19 protein-coding genes are annotated in these 22,328 nt (G+C 69.8%); 15 read left to right on the top strand and 4 right to left on the bottom strand.

Features of this window, described 5'->3' with window-relative positions:
- The 4 genes from ADK64_RS48945 to ADK64_RS14035 form a co-directional block, all read left to right on the top strand.
- The coding region (locus ADK64_RS48945; RefSeq protein ID WP_159046230.1) for a vitamin B12 dependent-methionine synthase activation domain-containing protein at positions 1 to 139 on the top strand (139 nt) is incomplete at its 5' end.
- A 183-nt stretch (positions 140 to 322) separates the two neighbouring features.
- Complete coding sequence (locus ADK64_RS14045) at positions 323 to 1,024, top strand: HAD family hydrolase (RefSeq protein WP_053658719.1); 702 nt, start codon at positions 323 to 325, stop codon at positions 1,022 to 1,024.
- Positions 1,025 to 1,481: 457 nt separating this feature from the next.
- Positions 1,482 to 3,086: an ABC transporter substrate-binding protein gene (locus ADK64_RS14040; RefSeq protein ID WP_053658717.1), complete on the top strand. Its 1,605-nt coding sequence runs from the start codon at positions 1,482 to 1,484 to the stop codon at positions 3,084 to 3,086.
- A 97-nt stretch (positions 3,087 to 3,183) separates the two neighbouring features.
- Positions 3,184 to 4,764 carry an ABC transporter substrate-binding protein gene (locus ADK64_RS14035; RefSeq protein WP_053658715.1) on the top strand — a complete coding sequence of 527 codons (1,581 nt, stop codon included), beginning with the start codon at positions 3,184 to 3,186 and terminating at the stop codon, positions 4,762 to 4,764.
- A gap of 71 nt (positions 4,765 to 4,835) precedes the next feature.
- Here the strand turns inward: ADK64_RS14035 and ADK64_RS14030 are convergent, their stop codons facing one another.
- Together ADK64_RS14030 and ADK64_RS14025 are read right to left on the bottom strand one after the other, a co-directional pair.
- Entirely contained in the window at positions 4,836 to 5,507 is a 672-nt protein-coding gene (locus tag ADK64_RS14030) for a response regulator (RefSeq protein ID WP_053658713.1), read from the bottom strand.
- Positions 5,508 to 5,521: 14 nt separating this feature from the next.
- Positions 5,522 to 6,412, bottom strand: coding sequence for a RecB family exonuclease (locus ADK64_RS14025; RefSeq protein ID WP_053658711.1), 891 nt, complete (start codon positions 6,410 to 6,412; stop codon positions 5,522 to 5,524).
- A gap of 178 nt (positions 6,413 to 6,590) precedes the next feature.
- On the opposite strand from ADK64_RS14025, the gene ADK64_RS14020 reads away from it, so the two are divergent.
- The 3 genes from ADK64_RS14020 (at position 6,591) to ADK64_RS14010 (ending at position 9,889) form a co-directional block, all read left to right on the top strand.
- The gene (locus ADK64_RS14020; RefSeq protein ID WP_053658709.1) at positions 6,591 to 8,126 is read left to right on the top strand and encodes a site-2 protease family protein; all 1,536 of its coding nucleotides are present in this window, start codon (positions 6,591 to 6,593) and stop codon (positions 8,124 to 8,126) included.
- Positions 8,127 to 8,164: 38 nt separating this feature from the next.
- Positions 8,165 to 9,067 (top strand): tRNA (adenine-N1)-methyltransferase, encoded by a 903-nt coding sequence (locus ADK64_RS14015; protein WP_053658707.1) that lies wholly within the window; start codon positions 8,165 to 8,167, stop codon positions 9,065 to 9,067.
- Positions 9,068 to 9,316: 249 nt separating this feature from the next.
- The gene (locus ADK64_RS14010) at positions 9,317 to 9,889 is read left to right on the top strand and encodes a hypothetical protein (protein ID WP_053658705.1); all 573 of its coding nucleotides are present in this window, start codon (positions 9,317 to 9,319) and stop codon (positions 9,887 to 9,889) included.
- Positions 9,890 to 9,909: 20 nt separating this feature from the next.
- On the opposite strand, the gene ADK64_RS14005 is transcribed toward ADK64_RS14010, so the two are convergent.
- Positions 9,910 to 10,212 (bottom strand): ferredoxin, encoded by a 303-nt coding sequence (locus ADK64_RS14005; protein ID WP_053658703.1) that lies wholly within the window; start codon positions 10,210 to 10,212, stop codon positions 9,910 to 9,912.
- Positions 10,213 to 10,821: 609 nt separating this feature from the next.
- On the opposite strand from ADK64_RS14005, the gene arc reads away from it, so the two are divergent.
- The 5 genes from arc to prcA all read left to right on the top strand — a co-directional run bounded on the left by arc (position 10,822) and on the right by prcA (position 16,574).
- Positions 10,822 to 12,588, top strand: a complete 1,767-nt coding sequence (gene arc / locus ADK64_RS14000) for a proteasome ATPase (protein ID WP_053658701.1) — start codon at positions 10,822 to 10,824, stop codon at positions 12,586 to 12,588.
- A 232-nt stretch (positions 12,589 to 12,820) separates the two neighbouring features.
- Complete coding sequence (dop, locus tag ADK64_RS13995; protein ID WP_420712968.1) at positions 12,821 to 14,332, top strand: depupylase/deamidase Dop; 1,512 nt, start codon at positions 12,821 to 12,823, stop codon at positions 14,330 to 14,332.
- 172 nt (positions 14,333 to 14,504) lie between these two features.
- Entirely contained in the window at positions 14,505 to 14,723 is a 219-nt protein-coding gene (locus ADK64_RS13990) for a ubiquitin-like protein Pup (RefSeq protein ID WP_030744708.1), read from the top strand.
- Positions 14,724 to 14,924: 201 nt separating this feature from the next.
- A complete protein-coding gene (prcB, locus tag ADK64_RS13985) occupies positions 14,925 to 15,770 on the top strand; it encodes a proteasome subunit beta (RefSeq protein ID WP_053658698.1) in 846 nt (281 codons plus the stop codon).
- A 63-nt stretch (positions 15,771 to 15,833) separates the two neighbouring features.
- Positions 15,834 to 16,574 (top strand): proteasome subunit alpha, encoded by a 741-nt coding sequence (gene prcA, locus ADK64_RS13980; protein WP_053658696.1) that lies wholly within the window; start codon positions 15,834 to 15,836, stop codon positions 16,572 to 16,574.
- 768 nt (positions 16,575 to 17,342) lie between these two features.
- On the opposite strand, the gene ADK64_RS13975 is transcribed toward prcA, so the two are convergent.
- On the bottom strand, positions 17,343 to 18,359 hold the full coding sequence (locus tag ADK64_RS13975; protein ID WP_053658693.1) for a LacI family DNA-binding transcriptional regulator: 1,017 nt from the start codon (positions 18,357 to 18,359) through the stop codon (positions 17,343 to 17,345).
- A 120-nt stretch (positions 18,360 to 18,479) separates the two neighbouring features.
- Here ADK64_RS13975 and ADK64_RS13970 point away from each other — a divergent pair, with 120 nt between their 5' ends.
- The 3 genes from ADK64_RS13970 to ADK64_RS13960 all read left to right on the top strand — a co-directional run bounded on the left by ADK64_RS13970 (position 18,480) and on the right by ADK64_RS13960 (position 22,258).
- Complete coding sequence (locus ADK64_RS13970) at positions 18,480 to 19,739, top strand: MFS transporter (RefSeq protein ID WP_053658692.1); 1,260 nt, start codon at positions 18,480 to 18,482, stop codon at positions 19,737 to 19,739.
- A 9-nt stretch (positions 19,740 to 19,748) separates the two neighbouring features.
- Entirely contained in the window at positions 19,749 to 21,110 is a 1,362-nt protein-coding gene (gene pafA, locus ADK64_RS13965) for a Pup--protein ligase (protein WP_053658690.1), read from the top strand.
- 143 nt (positions 21,111 to 21,253) lie between these two features.
- Positions 21,254 to 22,258 carry an FKBP-type peptidyl-prolyl cis-trans isomerase gene (locus ADK64_RS13960; protein ID WP_053658688.1) on the top strand — a complete coding sequence of 335 codons (1,005 nt, stop codon included), beginning with the start codon at positions 21,254 to 21,256 and terminating at the stop codon, positions 22,256 to 22,258.
- The last annotated feature ends 70 nt before the right edge of the window (positions 22,259 to 22,328 follow it).

The raw sequence follows: 22,328 nt of genomic DNA, 5'->3' as shown, positions 1-22,328 counted from the left end.
CCGCGCGAAGATCGCCGAGCTGCTGCGGCCCGAGCGGATCGGCGTCCACCTGTCCGAGGAGTTCCAGCTGCACCCCGAACAGTCCACCGACGCGATCGTGATCCACCACCCCGAGGCGAAGTACTTCAACGCCCGCTGAGCCCTCCAGGGGCCCGGCCGGGTCACCCGGCCGGGTCACCCACGCGCGTTCCTTCGAGGCGCTCCCTCCTGGCCCGAGTGATAAACGAGGCGCTTCGGCCGCCTGAGACGTACACTTGTCGGTCCACTGCAGGCCGGTTCCCGCGCGGGAACCGGCCTGCTCGTCCCCCAAGGAGGTGCGTGGATGACCAGCACGGTCCCCGCGCTCGGAACTCGTACGGCCGAAGGCTCAGCTCTGCAGGCGGTGCTCCTGGACATGGACGGCACCCTGGTGGACACCGAGGGCTTCTGGTGGGACGTCGAGGCCGAGGTCTTCGCCGCCCTCGGCCACCCCCTGGACGAGTCCTGGCGCCATGTCGTGGTCGGCGGGCCCATGACCCGCAGCGCCGGCTTCCTCATCGAGGCCACCGGCGCCGACATCACCCTCGCCGAACTCACGACGCTGCTCAACGAAGGGTTCGAGGACCGCATCGGCCACGCCCTGCCGCTGATGCCGGGCGCCGCCAGGCTGCTCGCCGAGCTGTACGAGCAGGCCGTCCCGACAGCCCTGGTCTCGGCCTCCCACCGGCGCATCATCGACCGTGTGCTGAGCGTGCTCGGCACGCACCACTTCGCCCTGTCCATCGCGGGCGACGAGGTCTCGCGCACCAAGCCCTACCCGGACCCCTATCTGCTCGCCGCGGCGGGGCTCGGCGCCGACCCGGCCCGCTGTGCCGTCGTCGAGGACACCACGACCGGGGTCGCGGCCGCCGAGGCCGCGGGCTGCCGGGTGGTCGCCGTACCCTCCGTCGCCCCCATCGCACCGGCCGAGGGACGCACCGTGGTCACCTCCCTGGAAGAGGTGGACCTGGCATTTCTGCGCGGCCTGATGACGGAAATGCGCTAGCCGTTCACCCAGCGTGCAAAGCGCGTCGTTCGCCCGTGTCCAAAGCCCAATGGACGCGCTGGACAAATTTCCGGGGAAGTACACCCAAGTGGAATTCGCATCCGGCCGTCCGGCCGAATTCCACTGACTGCCCACACAGTTGGGAGTGTGACGTTCCCCACTTCGGCGGCCCTCGACAGTCCTGTCCGAGTGTGCTGGCCGGTCCTGTTCGAGGGGGAGTGGCCGTTCCTTGTGTCCTGGTTGGTGGGATGCTGCACTAATCCTGCCACTGTCGGGTTTTCGGTGTGTCCACAGCCGGTTTCACTGCGTGATGGCGGGTCAACTCGCGCAGCTGTGAACCCTCCTGCGAGCGCGGACTAATCTCATCGCGAGAACATCGCCGCATCCCCCCGCGTTTCTGCCGCACCACCCCTGCGTGCCGGATACACGGACCGAACAGCTCTGGAGAAACTCCCGCATGAACCGCAAGACTTTGGTGCTGCCGGCGGTGGCCGGCCTGCTCACCCCGGTTCTCGCCGCGTGCGGCGGATCCGGCAGCGGGAGCAAGAGCGGCGACGCCATCGTCGTCGGTACCACGGACCGGTTCACCGCCACCAAGGAGGCCCCGGCGCCGCTCGACCCGGCCTACGCCTACGACGTCGGCACCTGGAACATCCTGCGGCAGACCCAGCAGACGCTGATGGCCCAGCCCAAGGGCGAGGGCGAGCCCGTCCCGGATGCCGCCGAGAGCTGCGGCTTCACCGACAGCGGCAGCGAGCGCTACGCCTGCAAGCTGCGTGACGGCCTGAAGTTCGCGAGTGGCGACCCGGTGACCGCCCAGGACGTCAAGTACTCCATCGGGCGCGTCCTGCGCATCAAGTCCGACAGCGGTGTCTCCTCGCTGCTGAACACGATCGACACGATCGAGACGCAGGGCGACCGCGAGGTCATCTTCCACCTCAAGACGGCCGACGCCACCTTCCCGTACAAGCTGTCCACCCCGGTCGCGGGCATCGTCAACCCGAAGGACTACCAGGCGAACAAGCTGCGCGACGGCTTCTCGGTGGACGGCTCCGGGCCCTACACCTTCCAGGCCGACGTCAAGGACAACGCGGTCGTCAGCGCCACCTTCACCAAGAACGCCTCGTACAAGGGCAGCGTGACGGTGAACAACAGCAAGGTCGTGATGCGGTCCTACGACTCCGCCGGCGCCATGGGCGCGGCGATCGACAAGGGCGACATCGACGTCATGACCCGCACGATGGACCCCGCGCAGATCCAGAAGCTGGACGCCGGCAGCGACGACAAGGTCGACCTGGTCGACATGCCGGGTCTGGAGATCCGCTACCTCGCCTTCAACACCAACGCGACCAGCGTGAAGTCCAAGGCCGTCCGCCAGGCCATGGCCCAGCTCATCGACCGCGGCGAACTGGTCTCCAAGGTCTACGGCACCGAGGCCGAGCCGCTGTACTCGCTGGTCCCGGCCACCATCACGGGCCACTCCAACTCGTTCTTCAACAAGTACGGCAACCCCAGCGTCGCCAAGGCCAAGGACCTGCTCGCCAAGGCCGGCATCACCACCCCGGTGAAGCTGACCCTGCACTACACCACCGACCACTACGGTACGGCCACGAAGCAGGAGTTCGAGGACCTGCAGAAGCAGCTCAACGACAGCGGCCTGTTCGACGCCTCCATCCAGGGCCACCCCTGGGACCAGTTCCGGCCCGCCGAGCAGAAGGGCCAGTACGACGTCTACGGCATGGGCTGGTTCCCCGACTTCCCGGACGCCGACAACTTCCTCGCGCCCTTCCTCGACAAGGGCAACTTCCTCGGCTCGCCGTACTCCAACCCCACCATCCAGCGCACGCTGATCCCGGAGTCCCGCCGCGAGGCCGACCGGCTCGCCGCGTCCAAGAGCCTGACCGAGATCCAGGACACGGTCGCCGACGACGTTCCGATCCTGCCGCTGTGGCAGGGCAAGCAGTACGTCGCGGCACGGGACGACATCACCGGCGTCGCTTACGCCCTCAACTCCTCCTCGACGCTTCAGCTGTGGGAGCTCGGCCGCGGTGTGAGCGGCTGACGGCTCTCCTCATCCGGGGGCCAGGGACGGCTGCCCCGGGTACCCGGGGCCAGGACGGCGGCCCCGGGGTGACGGAACCGACGACAAGGCACATGCTGTGAACATGCGCAACCAGTGGCCGGTCCTGCCCATCGTGGCGGGACTGGCCTCCGGCCTTTTGACCGGCTGTGGATCGGAGTCCGGTGATTCCGGGGGTACCGGCTCCTCGGTGGTGATGGGGATGTCCGACGACGTCCTCGCCACGGATCCGGCATCCGGCTACGACCCCGGCTCCTGGCTGTTGTTCGACAACGTCTTCCAGACGCTGCTGAGCTTCCCCAAGGGCGGCACCGAGCCGCAGCCCGAACTGGCGAAGCAGTGCACCTTCACCGACACCCGGGCCATGGTCTACCAGTGCGAACTGAAGAGCGGTCTGAAGTTCAGCAACGGTGACGACCTCACCTCCGAGGACGTGAAGTTCTCCTTCGACCGCATGCTGAAGATCAACGACTCCGCCGGGCCCGCGATCATGTTCCCGATGCTCGGCTCGGTGGACACCCCGAACGCGAAGACGGTCGTCTTCCATCTGAAGGTCCCCGACGCGACCTTCCCCAGCAAGATCGCCTCCGGTGCCGGCTCGATCGTGGACCACCGCCAGTACGACGCCAACGGCCTGCGCACCGACCACAAGGCCGTCGGCTCCGGCCCCTACAAGCTGGATTCCTTCGACAAGGACAAGGCGGTCTTCTCGGTCAACGGCAACTACAAGGGCACCGCCAAGGTCAAGAACTCCGGCGTCACCCTGAAGTTCTTCCACGGCGACCGCACCGCCCTGAAGAAGGCCCTCCTCGACGGCGGCATCGACCTCGCCTACCGCGGCCTGTCCGCCTCCGACATCGCCGGCCTCGACCAGCAGAGCGACAAGAAGGGCATCGACGTCATCGAGGGCAGCAGCGCCGAGGTCCAGCACCTGGTCTTCAACATGAAGGACCCGGTCGCCGGAAAGCTCGGCGTGCGCAAGGCCATGGCCTACCTGCTGGACCGCGACGCCCTCATCCAGCACGTCTACCAGGGCACCGCCACCCCGCTGTACTCGATCATCCCGGCGGGCATCGTCGGCCACAACACGGCCTTCTTCGACACCTACGGCGCCCGCCCCTCTCGGGCCAAGGCCGCCGCCGCGCTGCGCGCCGACGGCATCAGCGGCAAGGTGAAGCTCACCCTGTGGTCCACGCCGTCGCGCTACGGCCCTGCCACCGACGAGGAGCTGAAGGCCATCGCCGGACAGCTCAACGCCAGCGGCCTGTTCGACGCCGACGTCAAGTCGGTCGCCTTCGACCAGTACGAGAAGGACATCGCCGCCGGCAAGTACGGCGTCTACGTGAAGGGCTGGGTGCCGGACTACCCGGACGCCGACAACTTCACGGCCCCCTTCTTCGGCAAGGACAACGTGCTGGACAACAACTACAGCAACGCCACCATCACCGGCTCGCTCATCCCGCGTACGGCCGCGCAGAGCGACCGCGCCGCCACCGACACGGACTTCGGCAGGCTCCAGGACCTCGTCGCCGCCGAACTGCCCGTCCTGCCGGTCTGGCAGGCCAAGCAGTACGCGGTCGCCCGCGACGGCGTCTACGGCCTGGAGTACTGCCTGGACGCCTCGACGGTGTTCCGGTTCTGGGAACTCAGCAAGAGCTGAGCGGCACATACACACAGGGCGCTGGTTCCCCCTCTCCAGGGAGAACCAGCGCCCTGCGCCATGGACACGACCTACTGCGCGCCGGGGCGCACCAGCCCGCTCTCGTACGCGTACACCGCGGCCTGCACCCGGTCCCTGAGGCCCAGCTTGGTCAGTACATGCCCCACATGGGTCTTCACCGTCGTCTCGCTGACGAACAGATCGGCGGCGATCTCCGCGTTGGACAGCCCGCGCGCCACCAGCTTCAGCACCTCCACCTCACGGTCGGTGAGAGTGTGCAGGGTGTCCGGCACGGGCTCCTCGCCGGACGGCAGATGACCGGCGTACTTGTCCAGCAGCCGGCGCGTGATGCTCGGCGCCAGCATCGCCTCGCCGGCCGCCACCACGCGGATGGCCTGCACCAGTTCGTTGGCCGGGGCGTCCTTCAGCAGGAAGCCGCTGGCCCCGGCGCGCAGCGCCTCCACCACGTACTCGTCGAGATCGAACGTGGTCAGCACCAGTACCTTCGCCGGACCGGACCGGTCGGGCCCGGTGATCTGCCGGGTCGCCTCCACCCCGTCCATCCGCGGCATACGGATGTCCATGAGCACGACGTCCGGCTGCAGGGCCCGTACCTGGTCGAGGGCCTGTAGGCCGTCACCGGCCTCGCCGACGACCGCGAGGTCCTGCTCGGCCTCCAGGATCATCCGGAAACCCGTACGCAGCAGGGGCTGGTCGTCGACCAGTAGGACGCGGATGGCCACGTGACACTCCTTCGCTAGTCCGGCCCCATTCTGCCCTGCGACCCCGGCTCGGACTCGGCCGCCCTCACCGGCAGCGGATAGGGCGGGGGAGTGCCGCCGAACTCCGGGCAGTGCGCCTGGTGGTCGCACCAGCCGCACAACTTGGTCGGGCGGGGCCGCCACTCGCCGGTCTCCGTGGCCTGGCGGATGGCGTCCCACAGCGCGTGCAGCTTGCGCTCCACCCGCTCCAGATCCGCGACGTCCGGGTCGTACGTCAGCACGTCCCCGCTGCCGAGGTAGACGAGCTGGAGCCGCCGCGGCACGACCCGCTTCAGCCGCCACACCACGAGGGCGTAGAACTTCATCTGGAACAGCGCGCCCTCGGCGAACTCCGGCCGGGGTGCCTTGCCCGTCTTGTAGTCGACGATCCGCACGTCACCCGTCGGTGCCACGTCGACCCGGTCGATGATGCCGCGCAGCCGCAGCCCCGACTCCAGCTCGGCCTCGACGAACAGCTCGCGCTCGGCGGGCTCCAGCCGCGTCGGATCCTCCAGCGTGAACCAGCGCTCCACCAGTCGCTCGGCCTCCCCGAGCCAGCGCGCCAGCCGCTCGCCCTCCGGGTCGTCGGCGAACAGCTCGCTCACCTCGGGCCGGCTCTCCCGCAGCCGGTCCCACTGGCCCGGGATCAGCGCCTTGGCCTGCGGGGCGGTCCGCTCCACCGCGGGCGCGTCGAACAGCCGCTCCAGCACGGCGTGCACCAGCGTGCCTCTGGTCGCCGCCTCGCTCGGCTTCTCCGGCAACCGGTCGATCACCCGGAACCGGTACAGCAACGGACACTGCATGAAGTCGCCTGCCCGAGAGGGCGACAGAGAGGTGGGCGCCATGGCGACACGTTCGGCCGCCGCGTCCTCGAAGCTGCTGTCCATGTCCACAGACCTTACGGCCCACCACTGACAGTGACCCGGTCGCCGCCCGCGTCGACCGCGCGACCGCGGGGCAAACACAAGGGGTGCCGGGGCGGAACGCGCCACCACGGCCGCATACCATCGACCACAGACCCTTCCGCCCGGCAGGTGCGGAAGACGCTTCGAACGAGGGGACACCGTGGACGTGAGCGGCGGGAGCGGGCAGCCGCGGTCCGGCAACGACGAGCCGGCCGAGCACCCCGCAGGTCCTACGGCCCCGGCGACCGGCCCCGCCGACGACCCCGGGCCGACGCCGCACGAGTCCCCGGCGCCCCGGCCCGCCGCCTCGGACGAGACCGCCCGCGAGGACCGGCCTGCGGAGTCGGACGAGAGCGGACCCGACGGTCGCGAGGGTCGTGACGGGGACGTGCGGGACAGCGGCGACGACGCCCGGGACCAGGACACCCGAGAGGCCGCCACGCGACCCTCCACCGCCGACACCCACCCCGCCTCCGCCGAACACCGCTCACTCGCCCACTCGGGCATCGCCAAGGGCGAGCCGCCCCAGCCGCGGCCCAAGGAGCCCGGCGGAGGCATTCTCATGGGCCGGCCCTTCGGCGTGCCGGTCTACGTGGCGCCCAGCTGGTTCCTCGTCGCCGCGCTGATCACCTGGGTCTTCGGCGGCCAGCTCGACCGCGTGCTGCCCGAACTGGGCGCCGCGCGCTACCTGGTCTCCCTGTTCTTCGCCGTCGCCTTCTACGCCTCCGTCCTGGTCCACGAGCTGGCCCACACGGTCGCCGCGATCCGCTTCAAGCTCCCGGTCCGCCGCATCCAGCTGCAGTTCTTCGGCGGTGTCTCCGAGATCGAGAAGGAGGCCGAGACCCCGGGCCGGGAGTTCGTGCTGGCCTTCGTCGGACCGCTGCTCTCGCTCGTCCTCGCCGGCCTGTTCTACCTCGCCATGAAGCCCGTCGAGCCCCGCTCCGTCCCCGGTGTCCTGCTCGCCGGGCTGATGATCTCCAACCTGATCGTGGCGATCTTCAACCTCCTGCCCGGTCTGCCGCTCGACGGCGGCCGGATGCTCCGCGCCGTCGTCTGGAAGATCACCGGCAGGCCGATGAGCGGCACCGTGGCCGCCGCCTGGGTCGGCCGCGCCCTCGCCGTCAGCGTCCTGATCGGCCTGCCGCTGCTCAACCAGTCCGGCGCGCTCGGCGGGGACGGCGCGGAGGTCAACGGCATGGACACCGTCACCGACGCCCTGCTCGCCGCCATCCTCGCCGCGATCATCTGGACCGGCGCCGGCAACAGCCTGCGCATGGCCCGGCTGCGCGAACACCTCCCCGAGCTGCGCGCCCGCACCCTCACCCGGCGGGCCGTACCCGTGCAGACCGACACCCCGCTGTCCGAGGCCCTGCGCCGGGCCAACGCCGCCGGTGCCCGCGCCCTGGTCGTGGTCGACGCCGAGGGCAACCCCCTCTCCCTCGTCCGCGAGGCCGCCATCGTCGGCGTACCCGAACACCGCCGCCCCTGGGTGGCGGTCAGCGGCCTCGCCCAGGACCTCACCGACGGCATGCGCGTCTCCGCCGAGCTGGCCGGCGAGGACCTGTTGGACGTCCTGCGGGCCACCCCGGCCACCGAGTACCTGGTCATCGAGGAGACCGGCGAGATCTACGGCGTGCTGTCGGCGGCAGACGTGGAACGGGCCTTCGTCAAGGCCATGGCCCGCCCGTCCGTCTAGTGGTCGGCGCTCCCCGCGCGTGCCGGTAGGCTGTTCACATGTCCGAACCGACCGGTGCCGCCCGCAGGCGCGGGCCCTTCAAGGTCGGGGACCAGGTTCAGCTGACCGACCCCAAGGGCCGCCACTACACGTTCACGCTCGAAGCAGGGAAGAACTTCCACACCCACAAGGGCTCCTTCCCGCACGACGAACTGATCGGTGCTCCCGAGGGCAGCGTTGTCCGCACCACCGGCAACGTGGCCTACCTCGCGCTGCGCCCCCTGCTCCCCGACTACGTCCTGTCCATGCCCCGCGGGGCAGCCGTCGTCTACCCGAAGGACGCGGGGCAGATCCTCGCCTTCGCCGACATCTTCCCCGGCGCCCGCGTCGTGGAGGCCGGTGTCGGCTCCGGCTCGCTCAGCAGCTTCCTGCTGCGCGCCATCGGCGACCAGGGCATGCTGCACTCCTACGAGCGCCGCGAGGACTTCGCCGAGATCGCCCAGCAGAACGTCGAGCGTTACTTCGGCGGCCCGCACCCCGCCTGGCAGCTCACCGTGGGCGACCTCCAGGACAACCTGTCCGACGCCGACGTCGACCGGGTCATCCTCGACATGCTCGCCCCCTGGGAGTGCCTGGAGGCCGTCTCCAAGGCGCTCGTCCCCGGCGGCATCCTGTGCTGCTACGTGGCCACCACCACGCAGCTCGCGCGGACCGTGGAGTCCATCCGGGAGATCGGCTGCTTCAACGAGCCGACCGCCTGGGAGACCATGATCCGCAACTGGCACATCGAGGGCCTGGCCGTCCGCCCGGACCACCGGATGATCGGCCACACCGGCTTCCTGCTCACCGCCCGCCGCCTCGCGGACGGTGTCGAGCCGCCCATGCGCCGTCGCCGCCCGGCCAAGGGCGCCTACGGCGAGGACTACGCCGGACCCAACGCCGACGGCAGCGCCGGCCGCTGACCGGTCCGCACACGGCTCAACGTCAGGGCGCCGTGCCCGAGTTCCCCTCCGACGACGGGAACTCGGGCACGGCGCCCGTCCGTTGAGGGGGTACACAGGGTTCTCCCTCCCCCCCCACGGCGTGTCCGTCCGCCCGCGCGCGGGCGTCTCGCCTGCGGGAATCCCGGACCCCGCCGTTCCCCCGCACTGTGACGTGTGGCACCATGCTGGCCACCCCCACCGGCACAGCCCTCACAGGAGACACTCCTAGTGCAGCAATCCGCCGTTCCGGAGCTCGCCCACACCCAGACCCGGCCCATCCACTGGGTCGCCACCGCCACGGCCGTCGCCGGCGTCGTGGCCCTCTCCTCCGTCGTGCAGCCCGGATCGGCCACGGCCGCCACCGGCGCACAGGCCAAGACGGCCCATGTGGCCGTCGCACCGCCCTCCACGGCCGGCGTGGACTTCCCGCTGAGCTGCGGGCCGGTGAAGGCGGTGGTCGCGAAGAAGGCCGGCGCGGACCTGGACGGCGACGGCAGACCGGAGACGGTCGCGGTGGTGCACTGCGACTCCGCCATGGGTACCCCGCCGGACGGGGTCTACGTCATCACCCGCCCGTCCGACGGCGGCAGGCCGCGCGTGGTCGCCACCCTGGTGAGGCCCCAGGACCGGCTGACCGTCACCGACTTCTCCATACGCGCGCGTACGGTCGGCGCCACCCTGCTCGGCTACTCCTCGGACTCGGTGCCCAACTGCTGCCCCGACCTGAAGACCCCGGTCAAGTGGCGGTGGAACGGCAACGCGTTCGTCCGCTCCACGGCCGCCCCGGCCCACAGCGTCTGACGCCCGGGCCCGGCCGGCACTCAGTCCGCGTCGGGCCCGTACACCTCGACCCTGTCCGAAACGCGGCGCACATGGATGCAGTCGCCGGGACACTCCTTCGCCGAGTCCACCACGTCCGCGAGCAGTGGCAGTGGCACCGGCGTCGTCGCTCCCGCGGACTGGAGCAGTTCGTCGTCCGCGCCCTTCACGTAGGCCAGCCCGTCGATGTCCAGCTCGAACACTTCGGGGGCGTACTGGGCGCAGATCCCGTCGCCGGTACACAGGTCCTGGTCGATCCAGACCTCCAGCGCCTCGCCGCCCGGGGCCTCCTGCTGCACGGTCACCTCTCCTGCCGTTTCGGTTCGCCGGGCGGACCGCTCGCCGTCAGGTCCCGTCGTCGAACTCCCGTCGTCCGCCCGGCGGGCAGGTGCCCCCCGGCCGAATCCGGGGGAGGGAGTGTGACGACGGACCTGGGGCCAGCCGGGTCCGCTCCAGCGGCTGTTGAACACACCCGACCCTACCTCCGGACGCTTTCCGGCCTTCTTCCGCCGGCGGCGGGGTTTCCGCCCGATCCCGCTCGGGTACGACCGCCCGACCAGGACAGGGGAGTCCCGGCCAGGGGAACGACCACTTCAAGCCGGGCCGACGGTGACACCGTCCGCCCGTGCCGTCGCTCTGCGTGATGACCGTACGAGCGCGCCGCGGGCTGTCCGCATACGGGCCGACCGGCCCGGAGCGGACAACTCCGGCCATCCTTGAAGGGTTTTGACCACGCGATGCCCGGAACAAGCTGCTTCCACATCACGTTGAGTGGGTATCCCCTCCGTGCGAGGGAGAGCGCACCGGGTGACCGACGACACACCTTGACAGTCTTGGTGATCTAGGGGTTTCAATCGACACCCACCCAGGTAGGGTCTGGAAGCGTCCAGCTCCCCTTGGAGGAGGTGAGGACCGTGGCAGCCCACGACGACGACATGAACCGCGGCATCCGCCCGGGACGAGGGTCCGACGACCCGTCCGGGCAGATCGCCTACCTTGAGCAGGAGATCGCCGTCCTGCGACGCAAGCTCGCCGACTCTCCGCGACACACGAGGATTCTCGAAGAGCGGATCGTCGAGCTGCAGACCAACCTGGCCGGCGTGTCCGCCCAGAACGAACGACTGGCCAACACCCTCCGAGAGGCCCGCGACCAGATCGTGGCCCTCAAGGAAGAGGTCGACCGGCTCGCCCAGCCGCCGGCCGGCTTCGGAGTCTTCCTGCAGGCCAACGAGGACGGCACCGCCGACATCTTCACTGGCGGCCGCAAACTCCGGGTGAACGTCAGCCCAAGCGTCGACCTCGACGATCTGCGGCGCGGCCAGGAAGTCATGCTCAACGAAGCGCTCAACGTGGTCGAGGCCATGGAGTACGAGAGCGTCGGCGACATCGTCACCCTCAAGGAGATCCTCGAGGACGGCGAGCGCGCCCTCGTGCTGGGGCACACCGACGAGGAGCGGGTGGTGCGGCTCGCCGAGCCGCTGCTGGACGTCACCATCCGCCCCGGCGACGCCCTGCTGCTCGAACCCCGCTCCGGCTATGTCTACGAGGTCGTGCCCAAGAGCGAGGTCGAGGAACTCGTCCTCGAAGAGGTCCCGGACATCGGCTACGAGCAGATCGGCGGCCTCGGCAACCAGATCGAGGCCATCCGCGACGCGGTCGAGCTGCCGTACCTCTACCCCGACCTGTTCAAGGAGCACGAGCTGCGCCCGCCCAAGGGCGTCCTGCTCTACGGCCCGCCCGGCTGCGGCAAGACGCTGATCGCCAAGGCCGTCGCGAACTCGCTGGCCAAGAAGGTCGCCGAGGTCACCGGCCAGGCCGCGGGCAAGAGCTTCTTCCTGAACATCAAGGGCCCCGAACTGCTCAACAAGTACGTCGGCGAGACCGAGCGGCAGATCCGGCTCGTCTTCCAGCGTGCGCGTGAGAAGGCCAGTGAGGGCACCCCCGTCATCGTCTTCTTCGACGAGATGGAGTCCCTCTTCCGCACCCGCGGATCCGGCGTCAGCTCGGACGTGGAGAACACCATCGTCCCGCAGCTGCTCGCCGAGATCGACGGTGTCGAGGGCCTGCAGAACGTGGTCGTGATCGGCGCCTCCAACCGCGAGGACATGATCGACCCGGCCATCCTGCGGCCCGGCCGGCTCGACGTGAAGATCAAGATCGAGCGGCCGGACGCCGAGGCGGCCAAGGACATCTTCGGCAAGTACCTCACCGAGCGGCTCCCGCTGCACCCGGACGACCTCGGCGAGCACGGCGGCGACAAGACCACCACCGTCCAGAGCATGATCCAGACGGCGGTCGAGCACATGTACGCCGAATCCGAGGAGAACCGCTTCCTGGAGGTCACCTACGCCAATGGCGACAAGGAAGTCCTCTACTTCAAGGACTTCAATTCCGGCGCCATGATCGAGAACATCGTCGGACGCGCCAAGAAGATGGCGATCAAGGACTTCCTGGAGAAGAGCCAGAAGGGTCTTCGCGTCTCCCACCTGCTTCAGGCCTGCGTGGACGAGTTCAAGGAGAACGAGGACCTGCCCAACACCACCAACCCCGACGACTGGGCCCGGATCTCCGGAAAGAAGGGCGAGCGGATCGTGTACATCCGTACGCTCATCACCGGAAAGCAGGGCGCGGACACCGGACGCTCCATCGACACGGTGGCGAACACCGGTCAGTACCTGTAAAAGCAGGGCGGCTGCGGGTGCCCTCACCGGGGTACCCGCAGCCTCTGTTTTTCTGGCCACGACCGGAGCAGGCAATGACGCAAATGATCTCCCCACCAGCGCAAAGGCGTTCTAGGCTCGTTCCTACCGCCGAGTCGCGCAGTGCGGGGACGGGCACCGCATACGCACCGGAGCGCCAGCGGTACTTGAGCGGTGCCCACGACCGAGGGTGCCGCCGGGCAAGGAGGGCCGCATGACCGTACGGCGAGTAATGGGCATCGAGACGGAGTACGGGATCTCCGTCCCCGGCCACCCCAATGCCAATGCCATGCTCACCTCGTCCCAGATCGTCAACGCCTACGCGGCGGCGATGCACCGGGCCCGCCGGGCCCGGTGGGACTTCGAGGAGGAGAATCCGCTGCGGGACGCGCGAGGCTTCGACCTCGCCCGGGAGGCCGCCGACTCCAGCCAGCTCACCGACGAGGACATCGGCCTCGCCAACGTGATCCTCACCAACGGCGCGCGTCTGTACGTCGACCACGCCCACCCGGAATACAGCGCCCCCGAGGTGACCAACCCGCGCGACGCCGTCCTGTGGGACAAGGCCGGCGAGCGGATCATGGCCGAGGCCGCCGAGCGTGCCGCGCAGCTCCCCGGCGCCCAGCCGATCCACCTCTACAAGAACAACACCGACAACAAGGGCGCCTCCTACGGGACGCACGAGAACTACCTGATGAAGCGGGAGACCCCCTTCTCGGACATCGTGCGGCATCTGACGCCCTTCTTCGTCTCCCGCCAGGTCTTCGCCGGAGCGGGCCGCGTCGGCATCGGCCAGGACGGGCACGAGCACGGCTTCCAGCTCAGCCAGCGCGCGGACTACTTCGAGGTCGAGGTCGGCCTGGAGACGACGCTGAAGCGCCCCATCATCAACACCCGGGACGAGCCCCACGCCGACGCCGAGAAGTACCGCCGCCTCCACGTGATCATCGGCGACGCCAATCTGTCGGAGATCTCGACGTACCTCAAGCTGGGCACGACCGCCCTGGTCCTGTCCATGATCGAGGACGGCTTCATCGCGGTTGACCTGGCGGTCGACCAGCCCGTCCGCACCCTCCACCAGGTCTCCCACGACCCCGGCCTCAAGCGCCTGGTCACGCTCCGCAGCGGCCGCACACTCACCGCGGTCCAGTTGCAGATGGAGTACTTCGAGCTGTCACGCAAGTACGTGGAGGAGCGGTACGGCGCGGACGCGGACGAGCAGACCAAGGACGTCCTGGTCCGCTGGGAGGACACTCTCAACCGGCTCGAGAACGACCCGATGAGCCTGGCCGGCGAGCTGGACTGGGTCGCCAAGCGGGAGCTGATGGAGGGCTACCGCCGACGCGACGGCCTCGACTGGGACGCCGCCCGGCTGCACCTGGTCGACCTCCAGTACGCCGACGTCCGCGCCGAGAAGGGTCTCTACAACCGTCTGGTGGCCCGCGGCCGTATGAAGCGGCTGCTGGACGAGACCGAGGTCGACCGGGCGCGTACGAAGCCGCCGGAGGACACGCGTGCGTACTTCCGCGGTCGCTGCCTGGAGCAGTACGCGGACGACGTGGCGGCGGCCTCCTGGGACTCGGTCATCTTCGACCTCCCCGGCCGTGATTCGCTCCAGCGCGTCCCAACCCTGGAACCGCTACGCGGAACGCGAAATCACGTCAAGGAGCTGCTGGACCGCTGCCGCACGGCGGAAGACCTGGTCAGGGTCCTGTCGGGCAGCTGAGCGCGGCTCGCGGGCACCCGTACCGCCCCGGGCGGGCAGGGTGGAAATCCCACCGTCCGGGAATCATCGAGGTGGCCCCCGCACGTTGTGGAAACTGCGGGGCCGATGTCGGACCCGGCTTGTAGGGTCTGATCATCACCGATCGACAGGCGAACTGAGCGGGGTGAGGGTTATGGCAACCAAGGACACCGGCGGCGGCCAGCAGAAGGCCACACGCTCCACCGAGGAAGTCGAGGAGCAGGCGCAGGACGCGCAGGCCCAGGGCGACCTCAAGGAGCGGCACGAGAAGCTGTCCGACGACGTGGACTCCGTCCTGGACGAGATCGACGACGTCCTGGAGGAGAACGCCGAGGACTTCGTGAGGTCCTTCGTTCAAAAGGGCGGGCAGTAAACCGCCCTTCCTTCGAATCAGCGGTTCGAGGGCGTGGGGGACGTGAGTGGCCGATGAGCGGACGACGGAGCGCTGCTCGCGGCCGGAGGAGTCCGGGCCGCGAGCAGTCTTCGTTTCCGTCAACGGCTCCGTCCGGGCATGTGGATCACCGTCACGACCCGGGTAGGGTCCGTGGCATATCGCTTACTTGGAAGGAAACTCGTGGAAGCCAATACTCGTGGCACAGGGCGTCTACCAGCTGCCTTCCTGACGCCAGGCTCCTCCTCCTTCATGGACTTCCTCTCCGAGCACCAGCCAGAGCTGCTGCCCGGCAACCGGCAGCTGCCGCCCATGCAGGGCGTCATCGAGGCGCCGCACGGGACGACGATCGTCGCCGTCACCTTCCCCGGAGGCGTCGTGCTGGCCGGTGACCGGCGGGCGACGATGGGCAACGTCATCGCCCAGCGGGACATCGAGAAGGTCTTCCCGGCGGACGAGTACTCGGCGGTCGGCATCGCCGGCACCGCCGGCCTGGCCGTCGAGATGGTCAAGCTCTTCCAGTTGGAGCTGGAGCACTTCGAGAAGGTCGAGGGCGCCCAGCTGTCCCTGGAGGGCAAGGCGAACCGGCTGTCGACGATGATCCGTTCCAACCTCGGCATGGCCATGCAGGGCCTGGCCGTGGTGCCCCTCTTCGCCGGGTACGACCTGGACCGGGACAGGGGGCGCATCTTCTCGTACGACGTGACGGGCGGCCGCAGCGAGGAGCACAACTTCGCGGCGACGGGCTCCGGCTCGATCTTCGCGCGCGGGGCGATGAAGAAGCTGTTCCGTGCCGACCTGTCCGAGGAGCAGGCCACCACGCTGGTGGTCCAGGCCCTCTATGACGCGGCAGACGACGACTCGGCGACCGGTGGTCCCGATGTCGCCCGCCGGATCTACCCGATCATCACCGTGATCACCGAGGACGGCTTCCGCCGGCTCACCGACGACGAGTCCTCGGAGCTCTCCCGCGCGGTGCTCCAGCGCCGCCTGGAGGAGCCCGACGGGCCCAAGGCCGCCCTGCTCTGAGCGCGGGCCCCGGTTCTTTATCAAGGTGATCCAGTGACCATGACAGAAAGGGACGGATAACCGGTGTCGACGCCGTTCTATGTCTCACCCCAGCAGGCCATGGCCGACCGGGCCGAGTACGCCCGCAAGGGCATCGCCCGCGGCCGCAGTCTCGTCGTGCTGCAGTACGCCGACGGCATCGTGTTCGTCGGCGAGAACCCGTCCCGCGCGCTGCACAAGTTCAGCGAGATCTACGACCGGATCGGCTTCGCGGCCGCCGGCAAGTACAACGAGTACGAGAACCTGCGCATCGGCGGCGTGCGCTACGCCGACCTGCGCGGTTACACCTACGACCGCGACGACGTCACCGCCCGCGGCCTCGCCAACGTCTACGCCCAGACGCTGGGCACGATCTTCTCCTCGGCGGCCGAGAAGCCGTACGAGGTGGAGCTGGTCGTCGCCGAGGTGGGGGAGACCCCCGAGGGTGACCAGATCTACCGGCTGCCGCACGACGGTTCCATCGTGGACGAGCACGGCTCGGTCGCGGTCGGCGGCAACGCAGAGCTGATCAGCAACTATCTGGACCAGCGCCACCAGGACGGCATGACGCTGGCCGAGGCGCTGAAGCTGGCCGTGCAGGCCCTGTCCCGCGAGTCCAACGGCACCCAGCGGGAGATTCCCGCCGAGCGCATGGAGGTCGCGGTGCTGGACCGTACGCGCCCGCAGAAGCGCAAGTTCAAGCGCATCGTCGGCCGTCAGCTCGCCCGCCTCCTCGAGGAGAACGGCGCGGCCACCGAGGCGGAGAGCTCCGACGAGGAGGAGTGACCCGCCGCCCCCTCCCGCTCATGTGTGCCCCGGCCGCTGTTCCGGCTGGGGCACACGGGCTCTTCCGGCCGAGCGGCTGACCGGGAGCGCGGCTCGCCCGGTCACGACCCCCGCGGGCGCCCTGCACGGCCACGCGCTCCTGCGACTCGTCGCCCCACCGCGGCCGAGGCAGCCGACGCCCGGCCGCCGACTGCCGCCAGCAGGCTCCGGAGGCCCTGACGGTCTGACCGCCGCAGCACAGCGCCCGACTCCGCCGCGGCTCCGATGCCGAGCCGTCCGCCCGGCTACCGGTGGCTGCGCCCGGCTACCGGTAGCCGCCTCCAGCGAACCGGCGGTCGAGGCAGGGGACCGTGGGCCGTGCCCGGTGAGCCGGTGCCGCACCAGCGAACCGGCGTCCGCGGCCAGGGGAGCGGTGGCCGCGGTCAGCCCGTCGGTGCCCGCGCCAAGTGGGCCGGTGGTCTTGCCTGGCGATCCCGTGTCAGCGCCCGGCGAACCCATGGCTGCGCTCAGCGAACCGCAGGCCGAGCCAGGGAACTGGTGGCCGCGGCCAGTGAGCCGGCGGCCGAGCCAGGGGAACCGGTGAGCCAGTGGCCCGTGCGCCCAGTGATCCTGTGGCAGCACTGAGGGAACCGGCGGCCGAGCCAGGGAAGCGGTGGCCGAGCCACTGAGCCCGCGGCCCGCGCGCCCGGCGATCCCGTGTCAGCACCCAGCAAACCAGCGGCAACGCTCAGCGAACCGTTGGCCGAGCCAGCGATCCGTTGCCCGCGCCTAGCGGCCCCGTGGCGGCCCCGTGGAGCCTCGGACGACGAGTTCCACCGGGATGTCCCCGCCCTCGGGTACACCGCCCTCCAGGACGGCCAGCAGGGCCCGCATGCCGCGTTCGCCGAAGAGCTCGGCGTCCAGTCGTACCGTCGTCAGCTCGGGGTCCAGAGCGGTCGCCAGGGCGAGGTCGTCGAGGCCGGTGACCGAGATGTCGTCCGGGATGCGCAGGCCGAGGCGGCGCGCGGCCTTGTAGGCACCGGCGGCGAGTTTGTCGTCGTCGCACACCACGGCGGTGGGGCGGGGGCCCGGCGCGCCGAGGGCGGCCTCCGTCGCGGCCAGGGCGCCCTCGATGGAGATGGGGGCGCGGGCGGTGCGGACCTCGGTGCCGGGCACGGCCGCCATGCGTGCGGCCAGCTCCCGTATGCGCAGCTCGAAGGTCCAGGAGGGCACGTCCGCCGCGAGGTGGAGCACGCGGCGGTGGCCGAGGCCCAGCAGATGGTCGGTGACCTGGCGGACGCCGTCGGCGATGTCCAGGTTGACGGTGGCCGCGCCCAGGCTGCCGTCCGGGTCGCTGTCCAGCATGACCAGGGGCAGCTGGTCGCCGCGGATCGCGGTGAGGGCGTCGGCGGCCATGGAGGAGGCGATCACGCCGTCCAGGGCGGCCTGCGCGGAGGCGAAGGGGTCGCGGGCCGGGCCGATGCCCTCGGGGGAGGGGTACAGGACGACGCCGAAGCCGTTGGCGGCCGCCACGCGCGCGGCGCCCGTGTAGACGCCCGCGAAGAACTCCGTCGTCAGGGCGGGGACGACGAGCAGGACCGTGCGGGTGCGGCCGAGGCGGAGGTTGCGGGCGGCGAGGTTGGGGCGGTAGCCGAGGTCCCGTGCGGCCGCGCGGACCCGCTCGGCGGTGGCCGCGGAGACGCGTCCGCGCCACTTGTCGCCCAGCACGAGGGAGACGGCGGCCTGGGAGACGCCGGCGGCCTGGGCGACGTCACGGCTGGTCGGGCGCGTGCTGCTGGGGGCCACCGTGAGTGTGCTCCTTCGTCTGGACGTGTGAACAGCGCACATGGTACGTATGGAGCGAGGGGTTATACGTAACACGTCGGGCCGTCGAGGCGTCCCGGGCGAGCCTTTGGAGGACGGCACATGGCCACGGGATACCTGGAAATACTCCGGGCGCGGCACGCGCTGCGGCTGCTCACCGGCACCCTGGTGGGGCGGCTGCCCAATGCGACCGCGGCGATCGCCCTGGTGCTGTTCGTCCGCGCCGAGGGCGGCACCTACAGCCTCGCCGGCGCGCTCGCGGCCGTCTACGGCGTCGCCAACGCCATCGGCCAGCCGGTGCTGGGCCGGCTCGTGGACCTGCACGGCCAGCCGCGCGTCCAGCTGCCCGCGGCGGTCCTCGCCGCCCTCTCCATGACCGTCTTCGCCTTCTCCGGCACCGATCCGCTGCCGCTCGCCTATGTGTCCGTCGCCGCGGCCGGCCTGTTCACCCCGCCCCTGGAGGGCGGCCTGCGCGCCCTGTGGCCGTCGGTGCTGCGCCGCGAGGAGCAGGTGCACACGGCGTACGCCATGGACGCCATCGCGCAGGAGGTCATGTTCACCGTCGGGCCGCTGCTGGTGACCCTGTGCGCGTCGCTGTGGGACGAGCGCGCCGCCCTGCTCGTGCTGAACCTCCTGGGTGTCCTCGGCGCGCTCTCCGTGGTCGTCTCGCCGCCCTCGCGCGCGTGGCGCTCGGCCCCGCGCGAGGCCCACTGGCTCGGCGCCCTGCGCTCACCCGGTCTGCTCGCCCTGCTCGGCGCCTTCTTGTTCGTCGGCATCGCGCTGGGCTCCATCACGGTCGCGTCGGTGTCGTACGCCGACGGACACGGCGGTGACACCGTCTACGGCTGGATGATGGCCGGGCTCGGCCTCGGCGCGCTCGCCGGGGGCACCCTGTACGGCGCCCGCCAGTGGACCGGTGCGCCCGAGCGGCGACTGCGCTACCTCGTGGCGCTTCTGGCGGTGTGTTACCTGCCGCTGATGCTGGTTCCGGGCGCGGTGCCCATGGTGCTGCTCACCGTGGTCGCCGGGGTGTTCCTCGCGCCCTGTCTCGCCTGCGCGTTCATCGTCGTGGACCGGCACGCGCCGAGCGGGACCGTCACCGAGGCGTTCTCCTGGCTCGTGACGACGTTCACCGTGGGCGCCTCGGTCGGAACGGGCCTCGCGGGTCCCGTCGTCCAGGCCGGCGGCACGGTGTGGGGCTTCGTGGTTCCCGGCGCCGCGGGGGCCGTGTCGCTGCTGGTCCTGCTCGCCACCGGGCGGGTCCTCGCAGCTCCCGCGCGGGGCGGGGTCGTTGCGGCTTCATCGGAAAATGATCCAAATCGTGCTGTCGAACCCCGTTTCAGCTCAGGGGATCAGGCGTAATGTTCAGTCATGGACCGCCGCATTTTCGGGCTGGAGAACGAGTACGGCGTCACGTGCACGTTCAGGGGACAGCGCCGCCTGTCTCCTGACGAGGTGGCGCGGTACCTCTTCCGCCGTGTCGTGTCATGGGGCCGCAGCAGCAATGTCTTTCTGCGAAACGGCGCCCGGCTCTATCTCGACGTGGGCTCACATCCGGAATACGCGACACCCGAATGTGACAACGTGATCGAACTGGTCACCCACGACAAGGCCGGAGAGCGCATTCTCGAAGGACTCCTGGTGGACGCGGAACGACGCCTGCACGAGGAGGGAATCGCAGGCGACGTCTACCTCTTCAAGAACAACACCGACTCGGCGGGCAACTCCTACGGCTGCCACGAGAACTATCTGGTGGCGCGGCACGGGGAGTTCTCCCGGCTCGCGGACATCCTCATCCCCTTCCTGGTCACCCGGCAGCTGCTGTGCGGCGCCGGCAAGGTGCTCCAGACGCCGCGCGGCGCCGTGTACTGCGTCAGCCAGCGCGCCGAGCACATCTGGGAGGGCGTCTCCTCGGCGACGACCCGTTCGAGGCCCATCATCAACACCCGTGACGAACCGCACGCGGACGCGGAGCGCTACCGCCGGCTGCACGTCATCGTCGGCGACTCGAACATGTCCGAGACGACCATGCTGCTCAAGGTCGGCGCGACCGACCTGGTGCTGCGCATGATCGAGGCGGGCACCGTGATGCGCGACCTGACCCTGGAGAACCCGATCCGGGCGATCCGCGAGGTCAGCCACGACATCACCGGCCGGCGCAAGGTGCGCCTGGCCAGCGGCCGCGAGGCCTCCGCGCTGGAGGTGCAGCGCGAGTACTTCGACAAGGCCGTGGACTTCTGCGACCGCCGCGGCATCCGCACCGGCACCGTCGCCCAGGTCCTGGAGCTGTGGGGCCGCACCCTCGACGCGATCGAGACCGAGGAACTCGACCGGATCGCCACCGAGATCGACTGGGTCATGAAGTACAAGCTCATCGAGCGGTACCGGGCCAAGCACAACATGACCATGTCGCACCCGCGGGTCGCCCAGATAGACCTCGCCTATCACGACATCCACCGCCGTCGCGGCCTGTACTACCTGCTGGAGCGCAAGGGACAAGCCACACGGATCTGCAACGACTTGAAGATCTTCGAGGGCAAGTCGGTTCCCCCGCAGACCACTCGGGCGCGGCTGCGCGGCGACTTCATCCGGCGGGCCCAGGAACAGCGCCGGGACTTCACGGTCGACTGGGTCCACCTCAAGCTCAACGACCAGGCACAGCGCACCGTGTTGTGCAAGGACCCGTTCCGCTCGGTGGACGACCGGGTCGAGAAGCTGATCGCCGGAATGTAGCGCGAAACAGCCGAGTCAAGCGTTTCCGGCCCGAAATGCCGGAACGCCACACGGGCGTCGTACGTTTCCCGTACGGCGCCCTTCTCGCGTCGTAGAGTTGCGCGCACGCCAACCACAAGATCGACCGATTACGAGGCCCTTCCGTGCGCCGACGCTCACTCCTCCTCGCCGCCGTACCCGCAGGACTGGTCACCCTCTCCGCGTGCGGTGACGGCAAGTCCGACTCCAGCAAGGCCAGTGCCTCGCCGTCGCCCTCGGTGTCCACCGCGCCCGCGCCCAAGATCGTGGAGGGCCCGCTTCCGGCGATCACGGCGGGCGCGAAGTTCGGTGAGAAGCCGACCGTCGCCAAGGGCACGGGAGAGCCGTCGAAGAATCTGGCGGTCAAGACGGTGATCGCGGGCAGCGGCCGCACGATCGCCGAGAACGACTTCATCCAGGCGAACTACCTGGGCCAGATCTGGGACACCGGCAAGGTCTTCGACAACTCCTACGACCGCAAGCGCCCCCTGGTGATGCAGCTCGCCCAGGGCAGCATCATCGACGGCTGGCGGTACGCGCTCGCGGGCCGGAAGACCGGCAGCCGCGTCGAGATCGCGGTCCCGCCCACCTGGGGCTACGGCAAGACGGGCAACCCGCAGGCGGGCATCAAGGGCACCGACACACTGGTGTTCGTCATCGACCTGATCGAGTCCTTCAACTCCAAGAGCTCCGCGAAGGGCAAGGAGGTCCCGCAGACCGACGCGGCCCTGCCGAAGGTGGCCACCAACACCGACGGCGACGTCCCCAAGGTCACCGTCCCGAAGACGGACCCGCCGAAGAAGCTCGTGTCGACCTATGTCCTGGAGGGCGACGGCGACGAGCTGAAGGCCGACCAGACGGTCCTGTGCCAGTTCCAGGGCCTGGTGTGGGACAGCGGCAAGACCTTCCAGCGGACCTACGGTTCGGGCCGGCTCAGCCAGTTCGCCCTGCAGCAGATGCAGCAGGCGGTCAAGGGCCTGGCGCAGGGCCTGACCGGCAAGAAGGTCGGCAGCCGGGTGTTGATCGTCGTCCCGCCGGAGCTGGGCTACGGCGACACCCCGCCGAGCGGCGGTGTCATCAAGAAGGGGTCCACCCTCGTGTTCACGGTGGACATCCTCGCGGCGATGTAGTGCCGCGCCCGCGGCGGGCAGGCGAGCTGCGGGGATGAAAGACTGTCCGTGATTCGTGTCGTACACAAGC

Origin of the sequence: Streptomyces sp. MMG1121 (assembly GCF_001280015.1) — a bacterium.
In the GTDB taxonomy this organism is placed as follows: Bacteria; Actinomycetota; Actinomycetes; order Streptomycetales; family Streptomycetaceae; genus Streptomyces.
This window is presented reverse-complemented; position numbering and strand designations above follow the sequence as displayed.

What these genes read in the sequence shown, in the direction of transcription:
- ADK64_RS14025 (WP_053658711.1), bottom strand. Translation starts at nt 6,412, where the DNA reads ATGGACAGCAGCTTCGAGGACGCGGCGGCCGAACGTGTCGCCATGGCG.
- ADK64_RS14015 (WP_053658707.1), top strand. Translation starts at nt 8,165, where the DNA reads ATGTCCGAACCGACCGGTGCCGCCCGCAGGCGCGGGCCCTTCAAGGTC.
- dop (WP_420712968.1), top strand. Translation starts at nt 12,821, where the DNA reads ATGACCGTACGGCGAGTAATGGGCATCGAGACGGAGTACGGGATCTCC.
- ADK64_RS13990 (WP_030744708.1), top strand. Translation starts at nt 14,505, where the DNA reads ATGGCAACCAAGGACACCGGCGGCGGCCAGCAGAAGGCCACACGCTCC.
- ADK64_RS14040 (WP_053658717.1), top strand. Translation starts at nt 1,482, where the DNA reads ATGAACCGCAAGACTTTGGTGCTGCCGGCGGTGGCCGGCCTGCTCACC.
- ADK64_RS13970 (WP_053658692.1), top strand. Translation starts at nt 18,480, where the DNA reads ATGGCCACGGGATACCTGGAAATACTCCGGGCGCGGCACGCGCTGCGG.
- ADK64_RS14045 (WP_053658719.1), top strand. Translation starts at nt 323, where the DNA reads ATGACCAGCACGGTCCCCGCGCTCGGAACTCGTACGGCCGAAGGCTCA.
- pafA (WP_053658690.1), top strand. Translation starts at nt 19,749, where the DNA reads ATGGACCGCCGCATTTTCGGGCTGGAGAACGAGTACGGCGTCACGTGC.